This window comes from Micromonospora sp. NPDC049282, from assembly GCF_043197045.1.
Classification (GTDB): domain Bacteria; phylum Actinomycetota; class Actinomycetes; order Mycobacteriales; family Micromonosporaceae; genus Micromonospora.
Genome location: NZ_JBICSL010000006.1, coordinates 15,100 through 37,750 on the forward strand (window position 1 = coordinate 15,100; position 22,651 = coordinate 37,750).

Sequence of the window (22,651 nt, forward strand, 5' to 3'; positions counted from 1 at the left end):
CCGCTCAGGCCGGCCAGTCGCCGCCGGTCAGGAACCGGTCGACGGCGGCGAGGTGCGGGGCGAGGTCGAGGCCCTGCGCGGCCACCCACTCGTCGGAATAGTAGGTGTCCGCGTAGCGGTCGCCCGGGTCGCAGATCAGCGTGACCACCGAACCGGTCCGGCCGGCGGCGAGCATCTCGGCGATCAGGCCGAACGCGCCCCAGAGGTTGGTGCCGGTGGAGCCGCCCACCCGGCGGCCGAGCACGGCCGAGCCGGCCCGCATGGCGGCCAGCGACGCGGCGTCCGGCACCTGCACCATCCGGTCCACCACGCTGGGCAGGAAGGACGGCTCGACGCCGGGCCGGCCGATGCCCTCGATCCGGGAGCCGCGACCGGTGCGGACCGACCAGTCGCCGGCCTGCCACGCCGGGTAGAACGCGGAGTTCTCCGGGTCCACCACGCACAGCTTGGTGGGCAGCCGGCGGTAGCGGGCGTACCGGCCGATGGTGGCGCTGGTGCCGCCGGTGCCGGCGCCCACCACGATCCAGGCCGGCACCGGGTGCCGCTCCAGCGCCAGCTGGGCGTAGATCGACTCGGCGATGTTGTTGTTGCCCCGCCAGTCGGTGGCCCGCTCGGCGTAGGTGAACTGGTCCATGTAGTGCCCGCCGGTGTCCTCGGCCAGCCAGCGCGCCTCGATCACCACCTTGGCCGGGTCCTCGACCAGGTGGCAGCGCCCGCCCTGGAACTCGATCTGGGCGATCTTCTCCGGGGAGGTGGAGGCGGGCATGACCGCGATGAACGGCAGCCCGAGCATGCGCGCGAAGTAGGCCTCGGAGACCGCGGTCGACCCGGACGACGCCTCGACGACCGTGGTGTCGCGGCGGATCCAGCCGTTGCACAGGCCGTAGAGGAACAGCGACCGGGCCAGCCGGTGCTTCAGCGAGCCGGTCGGGTGCACCGACTCGTCCTTGAGGTAGAGGTCGATCCCCCACGCCCGGGGCAGCGGGAAGGGCAGGAGGTGGGTGTCGGCGGAGCGGTTGGCGTCCGCCTCGACCGTGGCGATCGCCTCGGTCAGCCAGCGCCGGCCGGCCTCGTCACATCGGTCGAGATGAGTCACGCCGGCAACGTTACAAGCGAGGTGGGCTCGGGTCCGACCGGACCCGGCGCGCCTGCCGGCGCTGCCCGGCCCGGCCGGCGGCCCGCACCACCGGGGTGAGGGCCAGGGCGAGCCGGGGGTACGCGTCGAGCAGCCGCACCTGCGCGCCGCGCCAGCGCGGCAGGCTGACCACCGGGCGGGGCCGGCGGGCCAGCCGTACCGCCCGGGCGGCGACCCGCTCCGGCGTGAGCAGCGACCCGGTGAAGGAGGCCAGCGCGCCGGGGTCGTCGAGCTTGTCGTGCAGCATCGGCGTCCAGATCCCGTCCGGGCACAGGCACGACACGTGTACGCCCCGGACGCCGGCCATCCGCAGGTCGGTCAGGGTGCCGAGGCTGAACGCCAGCAGCGCGTGCTTGCTGGCCGCGTAGACGGTCTCCCCGGGCGCCGCGATCAGCCCGGCCAGCGAGACCACGTTGAGCACGTGCCCGTGGCCCTGCTCCCGCATCACCGCCACGGCGGCCAGCGTGCCGTTCATCGCGCCGAGCGCGTTGACCTCCACCACCCGGCGTCGGGTCTGCGCGTCGTGCTCCCAGGAGGGGCCGGTGACCAGGGTGCCGGCGTTGTTCACCCACAGCCCGAGCCCGCCCGGCGCGCCGGCCGCCTCGGCGGCCACCGCCGCGCAGGCGACCTCGTCGCGTACGTCGAGGGGTCGGGACCAGCCGCCCAGCGGCCCGGCGGCGTCGGCCGCCGCCGTGGCGTCGACGTCGGTCAGCAGCACCCGCCAGCCGTCGGCGTGCAGCGCGGTGGCGAGCGCGCGGCCCAGCCCGCCGGCCGCTCCGGTCACCACGGCGGCGCCCCGCCTCGAGGTCGTCATCGGCGCACGCTAACCGCCCGCGCCGCCGCTGGCCAGACCTCGGCGGTCAGGGGGTGGGGGGTTCGAGCGGCTGGGGGCGGTTCTCCCACTTGGTCGACAGGGCGATGCTGGTGCGGGTGGAGGCGACCCCGGGGGTGCGGTTCAGCCGCACGATCAACTGCTCCAGCTCGGCGATGGTGCCCACTCGGGCCTTGAGCAGGAAGGACTCGACGCCGGCCATGAAGTAGCAGGACTCGATCTCGGGGATCTGGCGGAACGCCTCCAGCACGTCGTCGGTGTCCGCGTCGGAGTTCTCCACGATGCCGATCAGCGCGGCGACCCCGAGCCCGATGGCCTCCGGCTCGACCTCGGCCCGGTAGGCCCGGATCACCCCACCGGACTCCAGCTTGCCGACCCGCTCGTGCACGGCCGGCGCGGAGAGGCCGACCTGCCGGGCCAGCTCCGCGTAGGACAGGCGGGCGTTGCCGCGTAGCAGCTCCACGAGGCTCAGATCGATCGTGTCCACGGAGAGTGACCCTATCTTTTGGGCGTGACCGGGCGTAACCGGGCGTGGTGGGCACCGTGGAACATGACGTCACGTCGCCATTCACAAACGCGCGGTCACGGGGGTTCTACGCCGGTACCATTTACTAACTTTCGCACTGTGTGCGTTTTTCGCGTTTGGCGGACACGCCCGGTCGCTGGTGCTGTAATTGCCATACGTCCCTCATGACGGCTCTGGGCTCGCACCGGCCGGGGGCAGTGTGTTCAGCCGGGGGCTTCGTCGACGCGAGGAGGGGGCTGTGGACACTGGAGATCGCCTGCTGACACCGGGTGAGGTCGCTGCGCTGTTTCGGGTTGACCCGAAGACCGTGACCAGATGGGCAGCGGCCGGCCGGATCGGCAGCATCCGGACTCCAGGCGGGCATCGCCGGTTTCGGGAATCCGAGGTGCGGGCCCTGCTTGAGGGGGAGGGCATGCTGGACGAGGCGGACGACATGGGCAAGGCACGCAACATGGGCCCGACCGCCTCGACCGGCCCCGGCCCGGCGAACGCCGGCATGTACTGAACGAGCGGGGCGCGGTCCGGCCGGTGGGCCGGTCGGTCTGCGCCCCGGCCGGTCGCGCACGGACGGTCAGGCCGGGTCGGCGTGGTCGGCGTCCCGGCGGGCCGCGGCCAGCTCACCGGACCAGCGCCGGAACAGCGTGTGCGGGACGCCGAGCGCGTCGAGCACCTTGCCGGCCACGAAGTCGACCAACTGCTGGGCGGAGGCCGCCGCCCCGGCGCCGTAGAAGCCCGGGCTGGCCGGCAGCACCACCGCGCCGGCGTCGTGCAACGCGATGAGGTGCTCCAGGTGGCTACGCGTCACCGGGGTCTCCCGGGGCACCACCACGACGGGCCGGCGTTCCTTGAGGTTCACCTCGGCGGCGCGTTGCAGCAGGTCCTTGGAGAGTCCGATGGCGATGCCGGCACAGGCCGCGGTGCTGGCCGGCACGACCGCCATGCCGCGTACCGGATAGGAGCCGCTGCTCGGGCCGGCCGCCAGGTCGCCGGCGGGCCAGTGCCGCAGGTCCGCCCCGGCCAGGTCACGGTCGAGCCAGGCGGCCAGGTCCTCGGCCCAGTGCGCGTCCCGGAAGGGCCGGCCGGTCTCGTCGAGGACGGTCAGCCGGGCAGCCCGGGAGACGATCAGGTCCACCGCCTGGCCGGCGTCGAGCAGGCCCCGGACGACCGCCGCCGCGTACGGGGTCCCGGAGGCGCCGGAGACACCGACCACCCATGGTTCGCGCATGCCGTCAAGCCTGCCAGGCCAAATGTCCGACGGGGCGACGGGGCTTCCCGCGACATGGGATTCTTCTTTCCGGAGTTTCCCCATCAACGGAAAGGCCCGGTGATGACGGCTGCGGTGCTGCGCGCGCTGCGCACCGACTGTCCCGTCACGCCCCGACTCTCCCCGTACGCCGACGAGGTGCAAAGCTGGCTGGTCGACCGCCTCGACCGGCTCGGCCTGCCGCTTGATCCGGACACCCGCCGGCGGCTGGCCCGGGCCGGCTTCGCCCGGTACGCGGGACGGCTCTACCCGGACGCCACCGAACCCGACCTGCGGGTGCTGACCGCGCTGTTCACCTGGTTCTTCCTGGTCGACGACGCCTGCGACGGCCCGGACCGGCTGGCCCCGCCGCAGATCCGCGCGCTGCGTGACGGCGCGCTCGCGCTGCTCCGCGACGGCCCCCGAGCCCGCCACCCCGGTTTCTCCGGCCCGCTGCGCCGACTGCTGGTGCAGGCGTGGCGGGAGCCGCGCCGGCGGATGCCGGCACGCTGGCGCCTGCGGTTCGCCGACGCCGTGGCCGACCACCTCGACGGCGTCTCACGGGAGGCGGCCGCCACCTCGGCCGGCCGGCCGCCCGGCGTCGCCGAGTACGTGCGGCTGCGCCGGGCCACCTCGGCGGCGTACGTGTCGTTCCCGCTGATCGAGTTCGCCGCCGGCCGGCCGCTGCCCGACGCGGTCTACCACCACCCGGCGCTGCGCCGGCACGCCGACCTCGCCAACGACCTGCTCTCCTGGTTCAACGACATCGCGTCGCTGGAGCGCGACCTGGCCACCGGCGGCGGGCACAACCTGGTGCTCGCGGTGGCCGGTGAGCGGGGCGTGCCGTTGCCGGTCGCGGTCGACCTGGTGGCCGGGCACTGGCGTGCCGAGATGAGCCGCTTCATGGCGTTGCGCGCGGCGGCGCCGTCGTTCGGTCCGACGCTGGACGAGGCGGTCACCGCCCACCTCGACGGGGTGGCCGCCGCGGTCCGCGGCACGGTCGACTGGACGCTGGAGAGCGCCCGCTACCCGGCCGCCGCGACGCCCTGACCGGCGAGCGGCCGGCCCGGCCCGGTCAGGGTCGCAGGCCGAGCCGGACCACCAGGTCGAGCAGGGCGAGCAGGAACAACGCGATGCCGACGAACCCGTTGGCGGTGAAGAACGCCCGGTTGACCTTGCTCAGGTCGGTGGGGCTGACCACCAGGTGCTGATAGGCGAAGGCGACCGCGGTGAGCGCCAGCCCGATCCACCAGAGCCAGCCGAAGCCGACCAGCGCGCCGAACCAGATGAACAGCGCGAACGTCACCACGTGCGCGACCGTGGAGGCGTGCAGCGCGAAGCGCCTGCCGTAGCGGGCCGGGACGCTGCGCACGCCGATCTCCCGGTCGATCTCCGAGTCCTGGCAGGCGTAGATCAGGTCGAAGCCGCCGATCCAGAGCCCGACCGCGGCGCCCAGCAGCCACGCCGGGCCCGAGCCGGCCAGCGTGCCGGTGACCGCCAGCCAGGCGCCGACCGGACCGACCGCCTGGGCGACCGCGAGGATGGCGTGCGGCCAGTCGGTGAACCGCTTGCCGTACGGGTAGACCACGAGCGGCACCACGGCCAGCGGGGCGAGCGCCAGGCAGAGCGGGTTGAGCAGGGCGGCGGCGGCCAGGAAGACCACAAGCGCGGCGACCGCGCCGGTCCAGGCCGTGCGCACGCTCACCGCCCCGGTGACCAGTTCCCGGTTCGCGGTACGCGGGTTCCGGGCGTCGATCCGCCGGTCGAGGATCCGGTTGGCGGCCATCGCGAACGTCCGCGCGCCCACCATCGCCACGGTGATCAGCAGCAGGTCGAGCCAGCGCACCCGCCCCCCGTGGACCTGCATGGCGGTCAGCGCCGACAGGTACGCGAACGGCAGCGCGAACACCGAGTGCTCGATCGCCACGAGCTTGAGGAAGGACTTGACCCGGCCGGGCCGCTCCGCTACCGCCGTCATCGGATGCCGTACTCCTGCCAGCGCTTGTCGACCAGGGAGACCACCTCGGGGGACATCCGCATCTCCTCCGGCCAGCCGCGGGTGTAGCCCTCGGTGGGCAGCTTGCGGGTGGCGTCCACGCCGGCCTTGCCGCCCCAGAACTGCTGGTACGAGGCGTGGTCCAGGTGGTCCACCGGGCCCTCGGTGAGGAGCAGGTCGCGGGCGTAGTCGACGTTGCCGAAGGCGCGGAAGGCGACCTCGTTGTAGTCGTGCACGTCGCAGTCCTCGTCGACGATCACGATCAGCTTCGTCAGCGACATCATGTGCGCGCCCCAGATCGCGTTCATCACCTTCTGCGCGTGCTTCGGGTAGCGCTTGCGGATCGACACGATCGCGCAGTTGTGGAAGACCCCGGCGGCGGGCAGGTCGTAGTCGACGATGTCCGGGATCAGGAAGCGCAGCAGCGGGGCGAAGATCCGCTCGGTGGCCTTGCCGAGGCCGTGGTCCTCCTGCGGCGGCTGGGACGTGACGATCGAGTGGTAGATCGGGTCGCGCTGGGTGGTCATGGCCTCGATGTGCAGCACCGGGAACGGCTCGACAGGCGTGTAGAAGCCGGTGTGGTCGCCGAACGGCCCCTCGGGCAGTCGTTCACCCGGTTCGAGGTAGCCCTCCAGCACGACCTGCGCGTGCGCCGGCACCTGCAACGGGACGGTCAGGCAGTCGACCATCTCGACGCGCTCGCCGCGCAGGAAGCCGGCGAACAGGTATTCGTCGATGTCGGCGGGGAGCGGCGCGCTGGCGGCGTAGGCGACCGCCGGGTCGGCGCCGATGGCGACCGCCACCGGCAGTCGCTGCCCGAGCCGCTCGGCGACCGCGTGGTGCGCGGTGGAGTTCTTGTGGATCTGCCAGTGCATGCCGAGCGTGTTCCGGCCGTGCTGCTGGAGCCGGTAGAGACCGAGGTTGCGCTTGCCGGTCTCCGGGTGCTTGGTGTGGGTCAGCCCGAAGTTGTGGAAGATCCCGCCGTCGCCCGGCCAGACCTGCAGCCCCGGCAGCCGGTTCAGGTCGACGTCGTCACCCCGGTAGACCACCTGCTGGCAGGGGGCGGTCCGGACCTTCTTCGGCGGCATGGACTTGAGCTGCATGACCTTGCCGAGCCCGCCCATCATGCCGGCGAAGCCCTGCGGCAGCTCCGGCTTGAGCATCTCGCCGATTCGCTCGCCGATCTCGTCCAGCGTGTCGACGCCGAGCGCCATCGCCATCCGCTTCTCGGTGCCGAACAGGTTCACCGCCACCGGCATCTCGCCGCGGGTGGGCCGCTCGAAGAGCAGAGCCGGCCCGCCGGCGCGGACGGTCCGGGTGACCACCTCGCTCATCTCCAGCGTGGGATCGACCGGGACGCTGACCCGCCGCAGCTCGCCCGCGCGCTCCAGGGCCGCGAGGAAGTCCTTGAGATCGTCGTACGGAAACCCACGCGCCATGCCCCCATCCTCCCCCACCCCCCTGAGGTGCAAGGAAGGGCCCCTTGTCAACGCATTCGGTAGAGGCGGGGCCCCCGCTTAACACCCCGCCGGGCGGGTAGTCGGCGGCATGAGTGGCGAACGGTTGCCGGCGGGGTTCACCGAGCAGCGGGCCCGGGTCGGCGAGGTGACCTGGAACTACGTCCGAGGTGGCCGGGGGCCCACGCTGGTGCTGCTGCACGGCTATCCGCAGTGCTGGCGGATGTGGCGGCACGTGCTGCCGGAGCTGGCCCGGTCGTACGAGGTGATCGCCCCCGACCTGCGCGGCTTCGGTGACAGCGACGCCCCGCCCGGCGGGTACGACAAGAAGACGGTCGCCGCCGATTTGCACGGCCTGCTGACCGGGCTCGACCTGGCCGGGGAGATCCGGCTGGTCGGCCACGACCTGGGCACCATGGTCGCGTACGCCTATGCCGCCGCCCATCCCGACTCCGTCGCCCGGCTGGTGCTCAGCGAGGCGCCGATCCCCGACGAGAGCATCTACGCGATCCCTGCGCTGACCGCCGCCGGGCCGGCCGTGTGGAACTTCGGTTTCTTCAACGTCCCCAACGGCCTGCCCGAGCAACTCGTCGCCGGCCGGGAGGCGCTCTGGGTCGACCGGTTCACCGACTCCATCATGGTCAACAAGGGCAGTCTGGGCCCGGAGGACATCGAGGAGTACGCGGGCCACCTGCGCGACGAGGGGCACCTGCGGGCCAGCTTCGGCTACTTCCGGGCGTTCGGACAGGACGTCGCGGACAACACGGCGTACCGGGGCACGAAGCTGCCGATGCCGGTGCTCGCCGTCGGCGCGCAGGCCAGCCTCGGCGGGCAGGTGGCCGAGCAGGTCCGCCGCTATGCCGACTCGGTGACCGGCGCGGTGGTCGAGGACTGCGGCCACTGGCTCTTCGAGGAGCAGCCGGCGAAGCTCACCGCTCTGCTGCTGCCGTTCCTGACGGGCTGACGAACGGGCGGGGCAGCTCAGTGCCGGCGGGCCGACTCCACGAACACGAGCGCTTCCTCGGCTGGGCCACCCCACGTCGACGATCGGAGTGAAGGCGGGGCCCCTGCTCAACGCCTTCGGTAGAGGCGGGGCCCCGTCTTGACAACGCAGCTCAGGCGGCCGGCGTCCAGGCGTACGCCTGGAGGGGTTCGTCGAGCGGCGCGGCGGTGAGCCGGTTCGCGAACGTCGAGATGGTGTAGGTCCCGACGCCGAGCACGACGTCGAGCGCGTGCCGTGGCTGCCAGCCGGCGGTGAGGAACGCGTCCAGCTCGGCGTCGGGGACCTCGCCCCGGTGGTCGAGCACGGCGACGGTGAATCGGCGCAGCGCCTCCAGCCGGGGTTCGGGCAGCGCCTCGCCGGCCCGCAGCGCGTCGATCAGCGCGGGGTCGGCGTCGTGGCGGGCGAGCGTCGCGGTGTGCATGGCCACGCAGAGGTGGCACCCGTTGCGGGTGGCGACGGTCAGCACGACCACCTCGCGGGCGACCGGGTCGAGGTCGGTGGCCTCGAACGCGGCGTTGGCGGCGAGGAAGCCCTTGAGCAGCTCGGGGGAGCCGGCCATCAGGCCGACGGCGGCGGGCAGGTGGCCGAGCTTGCGGTGGACGCCGGCCATGACGGGTCGGGCGGCGGCGGGCGCGGTCTCGGGGTCGTACGCGGTGAAGCGGGACATCTCCGCTCCCCTCTCGTAAGATAGTCAACGTGGTTGACGAAATAGTAAACGTGGTTGTCGAACATGGCAACGCCTGACCGTCCCGGCTTCGCGCTGCCACTGCTGCTGCTGGCCGGCTTCCGCACGCTCATCGACGACCTGCACGCCGAGCTGGCCCGGCACGGGCACACCGAGCTGCGCCCGGCGCACGGCTTCGTCCTGCAGGCGGTCGGCCCGACCGGCACCACCGCCTCCGACCTCGGGCAGCGGCTCGGCGTGTCCAAGCAGGCCGCCGGCAAGACGGTGGACCGGCTGGTCGCGCTCGGCTACCTGGAACGGGTGGACGACCCCGCCGACGCGCGCCGCAAGCTGGTCCGGATGACCGCCCGGGGCCACGACGGGCTGCACCGCTCCGCGGTCGTCTTCGACGAACTGCGCGAGCGCTGGGCGGCCACGCTCGGCGCCGACCGGGTCGCGGCGATCGAGGACGACCTGCGGCGGATGGTCCCCGCCGACGTGTTCCGCCTCGACGTCCCCGGTTGGTTCGGCGGGTGAATCTCAGTCGCCGAGGGGGCACCCGGCCTGGGCGCGGGTGCCCCTTCGCGAACAGATGTGCCCAGTGACTACCGGAAGATGACGTCACTCCTGTTGACCTTGCAGTTGGCGTCGTTCCAGCCCTCACCGAGGTAGCTGGGTTCACTGCCCTTGGCCACACCCTTGTACTTGCCGCAGATGGTGGCCGAGCCGATCACGACCACGCGGGTGATCGTCGCGGTGTCGTTCCAGTTGCTGTTGATGCCGGCGAGCATGTCGATGTCGTCGACGAGGACGTTGTCGACACGCACGTGGCGGGTGTAGGAGGTGGAGCAGTTGCCGCAGGCGCGGTAGAGCTTGCCGGACCCCTTCAGGTAGAAGCCGGAGATGTTGACCGTGCCGTTGCCGTTGTGCTGGAAGGTCTTGTCGCTGCCGCTGCGCGCGCCGCCTCCGATGACGTAGGAGGTACCGCCGTTGGTCTGCTTGAAGGTCGCGGCGTCCTCACCGATGTCGTTCCACCACACGTTGCGCAGCGTGCAGGTGCCCTCGCAGTGCACGCCGTCACCGGCGGGCGAACCGAGGATGACGTTCTGCAGCGTGCCACCGTTGGCGATCTTGAACATCGGGTCCTGCGACTCGCCCTGCCCTCCGTCACCCATGCAGCAGTAGGTCTTCATTCCGCCGTCGAAGGTGCCGGAGACGTTGACCGTGCTCGAGATGCTCACCGAGCCGGCCGACGACGGCCACGCGCCGGTCGGCGTGCCCGGGTTACCGGTCGGGCCGGACGTCGGACCGCTGGTGGGGCCACTGGTCGGGCTGGTGGTCGGGGTCGACCCGCCGCTGGAGTACGTCTCGAACTCGGCGATCCGCGGGGTGCCGGACGCGCTGGTGATGACGAAGGAGAGCTTCTTCAGCGACGTCGAGGAGAAGTTGATGGTGCTCGGGGCGCTGCCGCCGCTGGCCAGGACGGAGCCCGTGTCGTAGTTCTTGAGCTGCCAGCCGCTGATCGAGCCGCCGCCCGAGGCCTGCACGATGACGGCCGAGGACACCGTGGTGGCGCTGCCCCACTTGACCGAGATCGTGCCGGTCGAGCCGCTCGGCGACCAGTAGGTGCCGGCGTTGCCGTCGATGACGTTGCCATAGCTGGTACCGCTGGCCTTGCTGGAGCCGTCGGCGCCGGCGCCGAGGCTCAGATTCGTGGCGGCCGAGGCATGGGGCATCTGCAGCGTCAGCGCGACGACGGCACCTGCGACCGCAGTGGCACCGCAGGCCAGCCACCGAGTGGCTACTTTGCGTCTCATCCGGTTTCACCTTTCAGGCGTGAGCACCTTGCGTTAGAAAGCGCTTTCTGACAACCATAGATATCAATGAATGGCCAGGCAAGAGTCGCGCCTGAGTCGGGGTTTTTGTCCATAAAGGCTGACAAGCCTTCCGGGTGCTGTCGCGGCGGCCACCCGCAACAGTGGCGGGAGGTCCGCTGCTGGCCCATGCCGCCCTCACCCCCCGAGTCCCGCATTTCGCCACGCCGGTCCGCCATCATTGGCGAATGGACGACGCGTACGTGGTGGGCGATCCCGACGGCCTCAGCCCGCTCCAGACCCAGATCCGCGACGCGGTGGCCCGCGAGCTGCACGCCCAGTTCGCGCTGCGGGCCGACCGCCTCGACCTCGCCGACCTGCCCGAGGTGGCTTACCAGATCACCAGGCGGGTGGACGAGGTGTTGAGCGGGGTCACCGCCGTCACACGCTCCTCATGGGATCGGCACGCCGACCACTCGGCGTGACGCTGCGGCGCCGCCCGGCGGACACGGCGCTGCGGCTGCGCCCGGCCGGCCGGGACGGTGGTGACGAACACGCCGGAGCACTGCTCCGGCAGCGGGGACGAGGAGAACCCGGGCGCGCCGATCACCTGGTACTGCACGGTGCCGGACGGCGTCTTCCCGGCCGGCGGCAGCTTCCTGGTCGGATTCGCCCTGCGGATCGACGGCCCGCTCGGCGCCCCCGGCTCGGTCACCGTTCCGTACGCGTACCCCCGCCCCGACGACGACCCGGCGAACGACACCGCCACGGTCACCGTGGGCTGAACCGGTGGGGCACGACCACTCCCGGCGGTCGTGCCCCACCGGCAGCCGAGGTCGTCACGGAGTCCTGTCATCTCGTGACGGACAGGTCACGCTCCGTAATGTGCACTGGGCTCCCGCAACGAGGCGGCCCGCTGTGCCCGGACGGCACGAGCGGAGCGCCGTCGGAATGGAGCTCCCATGAAGAGGCACGCACTCCACGCCGGGCTGGCCGCCGCCGCCCTCACCGCGGGGTTGCTCACCGCCACAGCGCCGGCCGGCGCGGCCACCACCACCTTCCCGTTCGCCGCGAGCCAGGACAGCTACGTCAGCTCGTCCAGCCCGAACGCGAACTTCAGCGGCACCAACTCGCTCGTGGTCGGCGCCGCCCCGACCCGGATCTCCTACCTGGAGTTCAACGTCACCCGGCTGGTCGACCCGGTCTCCACCGCCCGTCTCCGGCTGCACGTCCAGAACACCGCCAACGCCCCCAGCCCGAACGGCGGCACCGCGCAGGAGGCCGGCACGGGCTGGTCGGAGAGCACCCTGACCTACGCGAACCGGCCGGCGCCCGTCGGCGCGCCGCTCGCCTCGCTCGCCACCGTGCGTGCCAACACCTGGTACGAGCTGGACGTCACCAGCGCCGTCACCGGGAACGGCCTGGTCGCGTTCTCGCTCTCCTCCACCAACCCGGACGGCGCCTTCTACGACAGCCGGGAGTCCGGCACCTACGCGCCAATGCTGATCATCACCACCGGCCCGCCGCCCACCGGGGACAACGTGCTGCTCAACGGCGGTGACATCGCCGCGTGCAGCACCACCGGCGCCGCCCAGACCGCGCAGATCATCGCCCGCGAGCCCGGCACCGTGATGGCCGGCGGCGACCTGACCGACAGCGGTACGGCCGCACAGCTCGCCAACTGCTACGGCCCGACCTGGGGCCAGTTCAAGGACCGTACGAAGCCCATCCTCGGCAATCACGACTACCTCACCGCCGGCGCGATCCCCACGTTCAACTACTTCGGCGCGGTCCTGCCACCCGGGAAGGGCTACTACTCCTTCGACAAGGCCGGCTGGCACATCGTGGTGCTGAACTCGAACTGCTCCCACGTCGGCGGCTGCCAGGCCGGCTCACCCCAGGAGAAGTGGCTGCGCGCCGACCTCGCGGCCCACCCGAACCGCTGCACCCTGGCCCAGTACCACCACCCGCTGTTCAGCTCCGGCGGCCGGGAGTCGTCGAACGTGCGCCCGCTGTTCCAGGCGCTCTACGACGCCGGCGCGGAGATCGTCATCAACGGCCACAACCACCAGTACGAGCGGTTCGCCCCGCAGAACCCGTCAGGCGTCGCCGACCCGACCCGGGGCATCCGGGAATGGGTGGTCGGCACCGGCGGCCGCCCGCTGATGAGCACGTTCCCCGAGCCCGCCGCCAACAGCCAGGTCAAGAACGGGAACACGTTCGGGGTGCTCAAGCTGACGCTCTCCACCAACGCCTACTCCTGGCAGTTCCTCCCGGTGGCCGGCAGGACGTTCACCGACTCCGGGATGGGCACCTGCCACTGAGACTCAGACGCCGGCGTACGAGTGCAGGCCGGTGAAGAAGAAGTTGACCCCGAACAGGTTCATCAGCACGGTCAGGAAGCCCACGACCGCGATCCAGGTGGCCACGTTGCGCTTCACGCTCGGCGTGGCCCTCGCGTGCAGGTAGCCCGCGTAGACCACCCAGGAGATGAACGCCCAGGTCTCCTTCGGGTCCCAGCCCCAGGCGCGACCCCAGGCCGCCTCGGCCCAGATCGCCCCGGCGATCACCGCGAACGTGAAGATCGGGAAGGCGAAGGCGTGCAGCGTGAAGGTCAACCGCTCCAGGCCGTCCGCCGCCGGCAGCCGGCGAGCCAGGGTGTACGGGAAGCTGCGCCGCCCCTGCTCCCAGCCGGCCCGCATCAGGTAGGCGGCGGCGGGCACCACGCCCAGCAGGAAGATGCCCGAGGAGAAGATGATCGTCGACACGTGGATGATGAACCAGTACGACTGCAGCGCCGGCATCAACGGCACGACCTGCACATAGAGCTTCAGCTCGGCGAATGCGAGCAGCAGCACCATCACCAGCGTCAGGAACAGGCCGAGCCGACGCAGCGACGGCTGCTTCCAGAGCACCACCAGCCACGCGGCCACCCCGATCCAGGTGACCGTCAGCACGAACTCGTACATGTTGCCCCAGGGCATCCGCTCGGCGGCGATGCCCCGGGTGACCACGGCGCCGAGGTGCAGCGCGGCGCCCAGCGCGGTGAGCCAGGCGGCGATCCGCCCGGCCAGCACGGCCCGCGTGGTGGAGCGGTCGGGACGCTGCGGCCCGGCCGGGGCGACCGGCTCGTCGACCGTCCCACCGGCGCCGCCGACGCCCGCGCCGACGAGCTGCCGGGCCGGGGCGGCGACCGCCACCTTCCGGGCGTTGCCCAGCGCGAACTCCACGGCGTGGCTGATCATCGCGACCAGGTACGCCAGGATCGCGAGCGTGACCAGCTGGTCGGAGAGTGCGGACATCACTCGTCTCCTTCTCGCGCCCGCCGCTGGTCCGGCGCGCCGCCGCTGACCGCGGCGACGAGCTGCGCGAACTCGTCGGCGAACCCTGGGTGCTCGGTGCGCGGCAGCCCACCGGCCTCCACCAAGCTACTACCGCTCGTCGGAGATCCACCCTCGGGGGGCGGAACGCGGAACCAGACCCGACGCCGGCGGGCGAAGAGCGAGCCCATCAGGCCCAGCAGCAGCGTGCCGCTGGCCACCAGCAGCAGCGTCTGCCCGGGCGCGTGCCGGACGGCGAGCGTGACGTACGGCCGGGTGCCGACGAACTCCAGCGTGCTGCCGTCGTCCAGGGTCCACTTCTCGCCGGGCCGGAGCAGCTTCGTGCCGACCTGCTTGAGCTTGCCGTTGGCGACCTGCCGCTGGTCGAGCTGGTAGACCGAGCCGGGGATGCCGGCGTCGAGCCCGAGGTTGCCCCGGTACGCGGTCAGGTTCAGCGCCGGGTTCCGCTCGGCCGGGAACTGCGACGCGACGTACGGCGGCTTGTCCCCGGCGGTGGGCAGGTAGAGCCCGTCGAAGGCGACCTGCTGGTCCGGGGCCCGCTTGCCGGTCTTCGGGTCGACGTTCGCGTCGGGGAAGAGGGCCACGCCCTCCTCGGTCGCGTTCGGGTCGCCGGTGCGCAGGAACGGGTCGTCGCTGGTCTGGCTCTTGCCGTAGCGGTCGGTGTACTTCAGCACCGGCGCGTAGCCGTTGCCGAGCAGGTAGACGTTGGCGCCGTCGAGCCGCAACGGCGAGTTGACCGAGAAGCCGGCGGTCCGGGGCGTGCCGCCTGGCGAGTCCACGCTGACCGTGGCCCAGAAGCGGGACGCCTGCCCGGAGTCGAGGTAGTCGGCCTCGAACTTCTCCAGCGTGAGGCAGAACGGCGGCAGGTCGGCGCTGTCCACCCGCGGGCCGAGCGACGCCTCGGCGTACTGCTGGCGGGTGTTGCAGAACGCGTTGTCCGCGCCGGCGACCAGGATGCGGTTGCCGTGCCAGCCGTACCAGGAACCGGCCGCGACGCCGAGCAGGACGGCGATCAGCGACGTGTGGAACAGCAGGTTGCCGGTCTCCTTGAGGTAGCCCTTCTCGGCCGAGACCTCGTTGCCGCGGACGGTGACCCGCCACCGGCGGCGGCGCAGCACCGCCGCGACGGCCTCCGGGTCGGCGGCGGCCGGGGCCTCCAGCACGGCGTGCTGCGGCAGCCGGTCCAGCCGCTTCGGCGCGGCCGGCGGCCGCATCCGCAGCGCCCGGACATGATCCCGGGTACGGGGCAGGATGCAGCCGATCAGCGAGGTGAACAGCAGCAGGTAGATCGCGGAGAACCAGACCGAGCCGAAGACCGCGAACGCGCCGATCTGATCCAGCCGGGGCGCCAGGTCGGGATGGTCGACGAACCACTTGTCGACCTTCTCCGGGTTGACCCCGCGCTGGGGCAGCACCGAGCCGGGGATGGCGGCGACCGCGAGCAGGAACAGCAGGATCAGCGCGGTACGCATGCTGGTGAGCTGCCGCCAGGAGTTGCGCAGCAGGGCCAGCACCGGGTTGACCCGGCGTCGGGGCGCCTCGGCCGGCGGGGTGGTCGGCCGGTCGTCCACGGTCGTCATCAGATGCTCACCTCGCCCACGCCCACGTGCGTCTGCAACCAGATCACCACGTTCTGCCAGCCGCCGGTGACCAGCGCCAGGCCGATCAGGATCAGCAGGGCGCCGCCGACGCGGGTGACCCAGCGGCTGTTGCGCCGGACGGCGCGGAACACCCCGAGCAGGCGTTGGAAGCCCAGCCCGAAGACGACGAACGGTAGCCCCAGCCCGAGGCAGTACGCCACGGCGAGCACCACAGCCCGCTCGGCGCTGCCCTCGGTGGTGGCCAGGCCGATCACCGCGCCGAGCGTCGGGCCGGTGCACGGCAGCCAGCTGAGCGCGAAGACGGCGCCGAGCACGGGCGCGCCGAGCAGCCCGGCCGACGGCAACCAACGGATGCGGAACTCGCGCTGCATTCCGGGGATGACGCCGAGGTAGCCCAGCCCGAGCACCACCACCAGCGCGCCGATGACGATCTCCAACGTGCGCTCGTACCGGAAGAAGAGCTTGCCGACGCTGGAGAAGAGGATCGCGGTGGACACGAAGACGGCGGTGAAACCGGCGATGAAGAGCAGCGTGCCGGCGAGCACCCGCCCCTTCACCGCGGCGGCGCTCCGCGCCGGCGCCGCCCGCTCCGCGACGCCCACGCCGCCTGCCTTGTTGAGAGGGGGCCCCTCCGCTACCGGAGGCGTTGAGCGGGGGCCCCTCCTTACCCCCTCCAGGTCGGCGCCGGCCAGGCCGGTGACGTAGGAGAGGTAGCCGGGCATCAGCGGGAGCACGCACGGGGAGAGGAAGCTGACCAGACCGGCCAGCGCCGCCGCACCCACCGCGAGCAGCAACGGCCCGGACGAGGCGAGTCGGGCGAACGTCTCACCCATCAGCGGGAGCCGTTCGGCGCCGGCTTCTCGCCGGCGATCTTCGCCACGATCGGTCGCAGCTCGTCCTGGGTCACCGCGCGCCGGATCACCACCGCCACCCGGCCGTCCCGGTCGAGCACCACGGTCGCCGGGGTCGAGTTCGGCGGGATGTCGAAGTTGAGCGCCTGCCGGCTGGACGGGTCGTAGAGGCTCGGGTAGGTGACCCCCTGGCTCTCCTCGAACGCGGTCGCCTTGTCCCGGCTGTCCTGCACGTTGATGCCGAGGAACGTCACGCCGTCGCCCTTGGTGGCCTGGTAGGTGGCCTCCAGGTCGTCCACCTCGGCGCGGCAGGGCGCACACCAGGAGCCCCAGAAGTTGACCACGACGACCTGGCCGCGGTCGCGGGAGATGTCGTAGCTGCCGCCGGTGAGCAGCTCACCGCTCACCTCGGGGGTCCTGGAACGCTGGTCCGCGGCGCAGGTCACGGTGAGGCCGTCGGCGGCGCACCGGCTCTCCTCGCTGCCGGAGGTGCAGCCGACCAGCGCCGTACCGGCGGTGACGGCGGCGAGCAGGGCGGCGGCGAGCCTCCGGGTGAGCATCAGGCCCCCTTGGCCGTCCGGGCGGTCGGCGAGATCGCGATCAGGTGGGCCGCCGGCTCGGAGTAGCCGATACCGGCGATCTTGGCGCCGTCGAAGTGGAACGAGGTGAGGCTGGCCAGGCCGCACTGGCGGCGGCGCGGGTCGTGCCAGAGCCGCTTGCGCTCGACGTGCCGGCGCAGCGTCCAGATCGGGAGCTGGTGCGAGACGAGCACCGCCTCGCGCCCCTCGGCGGCGACCCGGGCGGCGTGCAGCGCGGCGAACATCCGCTCGGCGATCACCTGGTACGCCTCGCCCCAGGACGGGGTGACCGGGTCGCGCAGCACCCACCAGTTACGCGGGTCGCGGAACGAGCCGTCGCCCGGCGACACCTTCTTGCCCTCGAACCAGTTCGCGCTCTCGATCAGCCGCTCGTCGACGCCGACGGAGAGGCCGAACTGCGCCGCGATCGGCTCGGCGGTCTGTTGGGCGCGTTCGAGCGGACTGGCCACCACGTGCACGACGGTGCGCTCGGCGAGCGCCTGGGCGGCCGCCTTGGCCATCTGCACGCCCAGCTCGGAGAGGCGGAATCCGGGCAGCCGGCCGTAGAGGATGCCGTCCGGGTTGTACACCTCGCCGTGCCGCAGCACGTGAACCACCGTCTCCGCCATGGGTTACTCCCCGTTTCCGGCCGCTGCCGCCGCCCGCGCCGCCACCGGTAGGGCGGCGGCGATCTGCTCCCACGCGGCGTCGTCGATCGCCGCCGAGACGAACCACGACTCGAACGCGCTCGGCGGCAGGTAGACGCCGGCGGCGAGCATCGCGTGGAAGAACGCCTTGAACGCCGGCACCTGCTGGGTGCGGGCGCTGTCGTAGTCGCGCACGTCGGCGTCGGTGAAGAAGATCGAGAACATGTTGCCCGCGGTGGAGAGGCGGTGCGGCACGCCGGCCGCGGACAGCGCCTCGGTGGCGAGCCTGCCCAGCGCGGCGGACGTCTCGTCGAGGCGCCGGTAGAGCGCGTCGTCGGCCAGCCGCAGCGTGGCCAGCCCGGCCGCGCAGGCCAGCGGGTTCCCGGAGAGCGTGCCGGCCTGGTAGACCGGGCCGGCCGGGGCCAGCCTCGCCATGATCTCCGCGCGCCCGCCGAACGCCGCGGCGGGCAGGCCACCACCCATGACCTTCCCGTACGTCCACAGGTCGGCGTCGGAGGCGTCGAGGCCGTGCCAGCCGGCGCGGGAGACCCGGAACCCGGTCATCACCTCGTCGACGATGAGCAGCGCGCCGTGCGCGTGCGCGATCCGGGCGAGGTCGGCGTTGAAGCCGTCCCGGGGGGCGATCACGCCCATGTTGCCGGCCGCGGCCTCGGTGATGATCGCGGCGAGGTGCGGGCCCTCGGCGGCGAAGGCGGCCTCGACCGCGCGCAGGTCGTTGTAGGGCAGCACGATGGTGTCGCCGGCCGCCGCCCCGGTCACGCCGGGCGAGTCGGGCAGGCCGAACGTGGCCACGCCGGAGCCGGCGGCGGCGAGCAGCGCGTCCGAGTGGCCGTGGTAGCAGCCGGCGAACTTGATGATCTTGGCGCGGCCGGTGAAGCCGCGGGCCAGCCGGATCGCCGACATGGTCGCCTCGGTGCCGGAGTTGACCAGACGCACCTGCTCCACCGGCGTCCGCGCGACGATCTCCTCGGCCAGGTCGACCTCGCCCGGGGTGGGCGTGCCGAAGCTGGTGCCCAGCGCGGCGGCCTCGCGCAGCGCCTCCACCACGGCCGGGTGGGCGTGGCCGAGGATCAGTGGGCCCCAGGAGCAGACCAGGTCGACGTAGCGGCGGCCGTCGGCGTCGAAGAGCCAGGGACCCTCCCCCCGGACCATGAAGCGCGGAGTGCCGCCGACGGCACGGAACGCGCGCACGGGGGAGTTCACCCCGCCGGGCACGAGGGCCTTGGCGCGGTCGAACAGGGCCTCGGAGGCCGGAGCGTCGGCCGGGTAGCGGCCGGATCCGGCGGAAATGGTCTCGGTCACGATGCCGCCATTGTGTCAGCGTCGGCCGGCCCGGCGGCAGCCACCCCGCAACGGGGGTTACCCGGCTCACCCCTCGTCGGGCCGGTGGGTGCGCCGGTCGCGGCCCGCTCGACAGGCCCGTTCGTCGAGATCGCGATAGGCTGACCGGGTGGATCGTGCCGAACTGTCCATCGCCGTGAACCGGACGGGTGACGAAGCCGTGCTTCGCCTGGCCGGTGAGATCGACATGCTCACGGCCGCCCAGCTCTCGACCGTGGTCAACGAGGTGCTGGCGGATCCGCCGCCGCGCATCGTGCTCGACCTGGCCGGGGTCACCTTCTGCGACTCCCAGGGCCTCGGCACGCTCGTGGTGCTCAGCCGCAAGGCCAGCCACATGCAGTGCGTGCTGATGCTGAGCAACGTCGGCGACTTCCTGCTCCGCGTCCTGGACATCACCGGCCTGCGCAGCGCCCTGATGATCCGCAACGAAACCGCCCCCTGATCCCCCGCGATCTTGCACTTCCGGCCCCCGGTGTGGGGTGATTGCCCCTTTCGTCGGGGCCGAAAGTGCAAGACCGGCGAGGTGAGCGTCAGGTGACCGGGAAATCGCGGCGGCGGAAGGTGAGCAGGCCGGCGGCGACCAGCGCCGCGGCCAGGGCGGTCAGCAGGTACAGCGGGGTCGGGGTCCAGGTCGGCCGCAGCACCTGGGGGGTGTGCGTGAACGGGGACAGGTCCAGCAGCCACTGGCCGAGTTCCAGCACCGCGCCGAGCTGACCGAGCAGCACGCAGACCGCCAGCACCGCCCAGGCGGCCGACGCGAGCCGGGGCAGCAGCCCGTGGAGCAGCACGGCGAGCCCGGCCAGCACCCAGGCGGCCGGCGCCTGGGCCAGCCCGGCACCGAGCATCCGGCCCACCTGCCGGGGCACGTCGCCCACGCTCAGGCCGTAGGTCAGGCCGGTGGCCAGGCCGGTCACGGCGAGCACCACGACCGGACCGAGCAGCGCGAACACCACGTGCGAGAGCAACCAGGTGGAGCGACGCGTGCCGGTGGCGAGCACCGGCTCGGCCCGGCCGGCGGACTCCTCGGCGCGCATCCGCAGCGCGGCCTGGATGCCGTACCCGGTCGCGGCCAACCCGGCCAGGCTCAGCGTGGCGCCCAGGTACGCGTCGGCCAGCCCGGAGGCCCCGCCGATCCGGGCCATGATCTGCTCCAGCTGCGCGTTCCCCTCCACCGAGCGGCCGGCCGCCTCGGCGGCGCCGCCGAGGATCAGCCCGAGCAGGCCGAACCCGACCGACCACCAGAGGATCTGCCCCCGGTGCAGCCGCCAGGCCAGGCCGAACGGGCCGGACAGGGCACCACCGGCGGTGGCCGGGCCGAGCCGGGGCGGCAACACGCCCGCGCCCAGGTCGCGGCGGACCGAGACCGGGTACGCGAGCGCCGCGAGCAGCACCGTGGCGACCAGCGGCAGCAACAGCACCCACCACCGCTCCCCCTCGTACGGTCGGACCCGCGCCGCCCAGCCCAGCGGGGACAGCCAGCTCGGCCAGTCGTTGCCGGCGGTGTCACCGACCAGGCGCAGCCCGAACGCGGCGCCGACGCCGGCGATGCCGATCCCCCGTGCACCGCCGGCGGTCTCGGTGAGCTGTGCGGCCAACCCGCCGAGCGTGGCGAAGACCATCCCGGTCAGCGCGGCGGCGAGTCCGTACGCGTAGGAGCCGGTGGCCGACAGGCCGGTGGCGTGCAGCCCGGCCGCGGTGAGCAGGCCGAGCAGCAGGTCGGCCGCGTACGTGACGAGCAGCGCGGCGGTCAGTCCGGCGTACCGGCCCAGCACGCTGCCGCCGAGCAGCTCCCGCCGGCCGGCCTCCTCCTCGGTGCGGGTGTGCCGGATCACCGTGAGCAGGCTGAACAGTCCGACGATCACCAGCAGGAAACCGCTGCGTTGGGCGGTCAGCGCGCCGACCGTGTCGCCGTAGACCGGGCCGAGCAGCGCGATGATGGACGGGTTGCGGGCGGTGCCCTCGGTGTACGCGGCCCGCTCGGCGGCGGTGGGGAACAGCTCGAAGAAGCTGGCCGCGTACGACATCGGCAACACCGCCAGGACCAGCACCCAGAGCGGCAGCAGGAGGCGGTCCCGGCGCAGGATCAGCCGGGCCAGGTGCCGGGTCCCGGTGAGCGTGCTCACTGGTCGGCCCCCTCGTAGTGGCGCAGGAACAGCTCCTCCAGCGTCGGCGGCGTGCTGGCCAGGCTGCGTACGCCCAATTCGGTGAGGCGGCGCAGCGCGGCGTCCAGCGCGGCGGCGTCCACGTCGAAGCGGACCCGGTGCCCGTCGACCCGCAGGTCGTGCACGCCGGGCAGGTCGGCCAGCCCGTCGAGCGGCGCGGCGACCTCGGCGTCGATCGCGGTGCGGTGCAGGTGACGCAGGTCGCCGAGGGTGCCGGACTCGACCGCCCGACCGGCGCGGATGATCGTCACCCGGTCGCAGAGCGCCTCCACCTCGGCCAGGATGTGGCTGGAGAGCAACACGGTGCGGCCGTCGTGGCGGGCCCGCCGGACCCAGTGCTGGAACACCTCCTCCATCAGCGGGTCGAGCCCGGAGGTCGGCTCGTCGAGGATGAGCAGTTCGACGTCGGAGGCGAGCGCGGCCACCAGGCCGACCTTCTGCCGGTTGCCCTTGGAGTAGGTGCGGCCCTTCTTGCGCGGGTCCAGCTCGAACGACTCCAGCAGTTCGGCGCGACGCTTCGGGTCGAGCCCGCCGCGCAGCCGGCCGAGCAGGTCGATCACCTCGCCGCCGCTGAGGTTGGGCCAGAGCGTGACGTCGCCGGGCACGTACGCGAGCCGGCGGTGCAGGGCGACGGCGTCCCGCCAGGGGTCGCCGCCGAGCAGTCGGACGGCCCCCGCGTCCGCCCGAAGCAGGCCGAGCAGCACCCGGATGGTGGTGGACTTGCCGGAGCCGTTGGGGCCCAGGAAGCCGTGCACCTCGCCGGTGCGGACGCTCAGGTCGAGCCCGTCGAGCGCTCGGGTGCGGCCGAACGTCTTCACCAGGCCGGACACCTCGATGCTTATTTCCATGCTTCGGAAGCTACGCTCATTTCATAAACTTGTGAAGACAGTGAGATGTGAGAGACGATCGCGGGGATGAGCACCGAGGAGACCGCCGTGAGCCCACCGGCCCGGCACGACGAGGAAGAGGTCCACCTCTTCGTCGAGCGGATGGCGATGGCCTTCGCCGACGTGGGCTTCCCCCGGATGGCCGCCCGGGTCCTGTTCGCCGTGATGAGCGCCGACGAGCCGCTCACCGCCGGCGAGATCGGCGAACGGCTGGGTGTCAGCGCGGCGGCCGTCTCTGGCGCGGTGCGCTACCTCACCCAGTTCGCCATGCTGGTCCGCGAGCCGGTCAAGGGCTCCCGGCGCGACCGCTACCGGATGCCGGACAACCCCTGGTACGAGGCCACCATCACCAAGACCAACCTCTACAAGACCTTCATCGACATCGCCGACGGCGGCGTCGAGGCGCTGCGTGGCCGGAGCACCCCGGCCGGCGAACGGGTCGCCGAGATGCGGGACTTCTTCCTCTTCGTACAGGAGGAGGTGGAGTCGCTCGGCGATCGCTGGCGGGCCCGACGCGCGGCGACCGGGCACGGCGGCCCGGCCACCGACTGA

General features: G+C 72.5%; 25 protein-coding genes. 9 read left to right on the forward strand and 16 right to left on the reverse strand.

The genetic code is table 11. The features are described from left to right. Positions 1 to 4 precede the first annotated feature (4 nt). The 3 genes from ACGFI2_RS12640 to ACGFI2_RS12650 are packed head-to-tail and all read right to left on the reverse strand — an operon-like array spanning position 5 to position 2,454. Positions 5 to 1,096 carry a PLP-dependent cysteine synthase family protein gene (locus ACGFI2_RS12640; protein WP_393515034.1) on the reverse strand — a complete coding sequence of 364 codons (1,092 nt, stop codon included), beginning with the start codon at positions 1,094 to 1,096 and terminating at the stop codon, positions 5 to 7. Between the two features lie 10 nt (positions 1,097 to 1,106). Beyond that, positions 1,107 to 1,949: an SDR family NAD(P)-dependent oxidoreductase gene (locus ACGFI2_RS12645; protein WP_393515037.1), complete on the reverse strand. Its 843-nt coding sequence runs from the start codon at positions 1,947 to 1,949 to the stop codon at positions 1,107 to 1,109. A 46-nt stretch (positions 1,950 to 1,995) separates the two neighbouring features. Further along, on the reverse strand, positions 1,996 to 2,454 hold the full coding sequence (locus ACGFI2_RS12650; RefSeq protein WP_393515040.1) for an Lrp/AsnC family transcriptional regulator: 459 nt from the start codon (positions 2,452 to 2,454) through the stop codon (positions 1,996 to 1,998). A 277-nt stretch (positions 2,455 to 2,731) separates the two neighbouring features. Here ACGFI2_RS12650 and ACGFI2_RS12655 point away from each other — a divergent pair, with 277 nt between their 5' ends. After that, positions 2,732 to 2,998 carry a BldC family transcriptional regulator gene (locus ACGFI2_RS12655; protein WP_091565253.1) on the forward strand — a complete coding sequence of 89 codons (267 nt, stop codon included), beginning with the start codon at positions 2,732 to 2,734 and terminating at the stop codon, positions 2,996 to 2,998. 66 nt (positions 2,999 to 3,064) lie between these two features. Here ACGFI2_RS12655 and ACGFI2_RS12660 read toward each other — a convergent pair whose 3' ends face one another. After that, the gene (locus ACGFI2_RS12660) at positions 3,065 to 3,718 is read right to left on the reverse strand and encodes a UbiX family flavin prenyltransferase (protein WP_393515044.1); all 654 of its coding nucleotides are present in this window, start codon (positions 3,716 to 3,718) and stop codon (positions 3,065 to 3,067) included. 102 nt (positions 3,719 to 3,820) lie between these two features. Between ACGFI2_RS12660 and ACGFI2_RS12665 the strand changes: the two genes are divergently transcribed. Next, complete coding sequence (locus ACGFI2_RS12665; RefSeq protein ID WP_393515047.1) at positions 3,821 to 4,786, forward strand: terpene synthase; 966 nt, start codon at positions 3,821 to 3,823, stop codon at positions 4,784 to 4,786. A 25-nt stretch (positions 4,787 to 4,811) separates the two neighbouring features. Here the strand turns inward: ACGFI2_RS12665 and mqnP are convergent, their stop codons facing one another. Next, positions 4,812 to 5,714: a menaquinone biosynthesis prenyltransferase MqnP gene (mqnP, locus tag ACGFI2_RS12670; RefSeq protein ID WP_393515050.1), complete on the reverse strand. Its 903-nt coding sequence runs from the start codon at positions 5,712 to 5,714 to the stop codon at positions 4,812 to 4,814. After that, positions 5,711 to 7,171, reverse strand: a complete 1,461-nt coding sequence (locus ACGFI2_RS12675; RefSeq protein WP_393515052.1) for a menaquinone biosynthesis decarboxylase — start codon at positions 7,169 to 7,171, stop codon at positions 5,711 to 5,713. Before ACGFI2_RS12675 ends, mqnP begins: the two co-directional genes overlap by 4 nt. A gap of 109 nt (positions 7,172 to 7,280) precedes the next feature. Between ACGFI2_RS12675 and ACGFI2_RS12680 the strand changes: the two genes are divergently transcribed. Then, positions 7,281 to 8,153, forward strand: coding sequence for an alpha/beta fold hydrolase (locus ACGFI2_RS12680; RefSeq protein WP_393515055.1), 873 nt, complete (start codon positions 7,281 to 7,283; stop codon positions 8,151 to 8,153). A 151-nt stretch (positions 8,154 to 8,304) separates the two neighbouring features. Here ACGFI2_RS12680 and ACGFI2_RS12685 read toward each other — a convergent pair whose 3' ends face one another. Beyond that, on the reverse strand, positions 8,305 to 8,859 hold the full coding sequence (locus ACGFI2_RS12685; RefSeq protein WP_393515057.1) for a carboxymuconolactone decarboxylase family protein: 555 nt from the start codon (positions 8,857 to 8,859) through the stop codon (positions 8,305 to 8,307). Positions 8,860 to 8,922: 63 nt separating this feature from the next. Between ACGFI2_RS12685 and ACGFI2_RS12690 the strand changes: the two genes are divergently transcribed. Next, positions 8,923 to 9,393, forward strand: a complete 471-nt coding sequence (locus ACGFI2_RS12690) for a MarR family winged helix-turn-helix transcriptional regulator (RefSeq protein ID WP_393515060.1) — start codon at positions 8,923 to 8,925, stop codon at positions 9,391 to 9,393. A gap of 68 nt (positions 9,394 to 9,461) precedes the next feature. Here the strand turns inward: ACGFI2_RS12690 and ACGFI2_RS12695 are convergent, their stop codons facing one another. After that, positions 9,462 to 10,673, reverse strand: a complete 1,212-nt coding sequence (locus tag ACGFI2_RS12695; protein WP_393515063.1) for a pectate lyase — start codon at positions 10,671 to 10,673, stop codon at positions 9,462 to 9,464. A 245-nt stretch (positions 10,674 to 10,918) separates the two neighbouring features. Here ACGFI2_RS12695 and ACGFI2_RS12700 point away from each other — a divergent pair, with 245 nt between their 5' ends. The 3 genes from ACGFI2_RS12700 (at position 10,919) to ACGFI2_RS12710 (ending at position 12,994) form a co-directional block, all read left to right on the forward strand. Next, a complete protein-coding gene (locus tag ACGFI2_RS12700; RefSeq protein WP_393515066.1) occupies positions 10,919 to 11,155 on the forward strand; it encodes a hypothetical protein in 237 nt (78 codons plus the stop codon). A gap of 60 nt (positions 11,156 to 11,215) precedes the next feature. Next, positions 11,216 to 11,455, forward strand: coding sequence for a hypothetical protein (locus tag ACGFI2_RS12705; RefSeq protein ID WP_393515069.1), 240 nt, complete (start codon positions 11,216 to 11,218; stop codon positions 11,453 to 11,455). 177 nt (positions 11,456 to 11,632) lie between these two features. Continuing rightward, a complete protein-coding gene (locus tag ACGFI2_RS12710; RefSeq protein ID WP_393515072.1) occupies positions 11,633 to 12,994 on the forward strand; it encodes a DNRLRE domain-containing protein in 1,362 nt (453 codons plus the stop codon). 3 nt (positions 12,995 to 12,997) lie between these two features. Here the strand turns inward: ACGFI2_RS12710 and ccsB are convergent, their stop codons facing one another. Genes ccsB through hemL form a run of 6 tightly spaced genes read right to left on the reverse strand, consistent with a single transcriptional unit; the run spans position 12,998 to position 19,011 of the window. Beyond that, on the reverse strand, positions 12,998 to 13,972 hold the full coding sequence (ccsB, locus tag ACGFI2_RS12715; protein ID WP_393515075.1) for a c-type cytochrome biogenesis protein CcsB: 975 nt from the start codon (positions 13,970 to 13,972) through the stop codon (positions 12,998 to 13,000). Further along, positions 13,972 to 15,591 (reverse strand): cytochrome c biogenesis protein ResB, encoded by a 1,620-nt coding sequence (locus ACGFI2_RS12720; RefSeq protein WP_393515078.1) that lies wholly within the window; start codon positions 15,589 to 15,591, stop codon positions 13,972 to 13,974. The genes ccsB and ACGFI2_RS12720 overlap by 1 nt, the downstream gene beginning before the upstream one ends. Continuing rightward, the gene (locus ACGFI2_RS12725) at positions 15,591 to 16,445 is read right to left on the reverse strand and encodes a cytochrome c biogenesis CcdA family protein (RefSeq protein WP_393515081.1); all 855 of its coding nucleotides are present in this window, start codon (positions 16,443 to 16,445) and stop codon (positions 15,591 to 15,593) included. Before ACGFI2_RS12725 ends, ACGFI2_RS12720 begins: the two co-directional genes overlap by 1 nt. Next, on the reverse strand, positions 16,445 to 17,023 hold the full coding sequence (locus tag ACGFI2_RS12730; protein WP_393515084.1) for a TlpA family protein disulfide reductase: 579 nt from the start codon (positions 17,021 to 17,023) through the stop codon (positions 16,445 to 16,447). Before ACGFI2_RS12730 ends, ACGFI2_RS12725 begins: the two co-directional genes overlap by 1 nt. Next, the gene (locus tag ACGFI2_RS12735; RefSeq protein WP_091062951.1) at positions 17,023 to 17,670 is read right to left on the reverse strand and encodes a histidine phosphatase family protein; all 648 of its coding nucleotides are present in this window, start codon (positions 17,668 to 17,670) and stop codon (positions 17,023 to 17,025) included. Before ACGFI2_RS12735 ends, ACGFI2_RS12730 begins: the two co-directional genes overlap by 1 nt. A gap of 3 nt (positions 17,671 to 17,673) precedes the next feature. Beyond that, a complete protein-coding gene (hemL, locus tag ACGFI2_RS12740; RefSeq protein WP_393515087.1) occupies positions 17,674 to 19,011 on the reverse strand; it encodes a glutamate-1-semialdehyde 2,1-aminomutase in 1,338 nt (445 codons plus the stop codon). A gap of 148 nt (positions 19,012 to 19,159) precedes the next feature. On the opposite strand from hemL, the gene ACGFI2_RS12745 reads away from it, so the two are divergent. After that, positions 19,160 to 19,492 carry an STAS domain-containing protein gene (locus tag ACGFI2_RS12745; RefSeq protein ID WP_393515090.1) on the forward strand — a complete coding sequence of 111 codons (333 nt, stop codon included), beginning with the start codon at positions 19,160 to 19,162 and terminating at the stop codon, positions 19,490 to 19,492. An 88-nt stretch (positions 19,493 to 19,580) separates the two neighbouring features. Here ACGFI2_RS12745 and ACGFI2_RS12750 read toward each other — a convergent pair whose 3' ends face one another. Together ACGFI2_RS12750 and ACGFI2_RS12755 are read right to left on the reverse strand one after the other, a co-directional pair. Beyond that, positions 19,581 to 21,173 (reverse strand): ABC transporter permease, encoded by a 1,593-nt coding sequence (locus ACGFI2_RS12750; protein WP_393515093.1) that lies wholly within the window; start codon positions 21,171 to 21,173, stop codon positions 19,581 to 19,583. Further along, positions 21,170 to 22,060, reverse strand: a complete 891-nt coding sequence (locus tag ACGFI2_RS12755) for an ATP-binding cassette domain-containing protein (RefSeq protein ID WP_393515096.1) — start codon at positions 22,058 to 22,060, stop codon at positions 21,170 to 21,172. Before ACGFI2_RS12755 ends, ACGFI2_RS12750 begins: the two co-directional genes overlap by 4 nt. Before the next feature lie 66 nt (positions 22,061 to 22,126). Here ACGFI2_RS12755 and ACGFI2_RS12760 point away from each other — a divergent pair, with 66 nt between their 5' ends. Further along, positions 22,127 to 22,651: a GbsR/MarR family transcriptional regulator gene (locus tag ACGFI2_RS12760; RefSeq protein ID WP_393515099.1), complete on the forward strand. Its 525-nt coding sequence runs from the start codon at positions 22,127 to 22,129 to the stop codon at positions 22,649 to 22,651.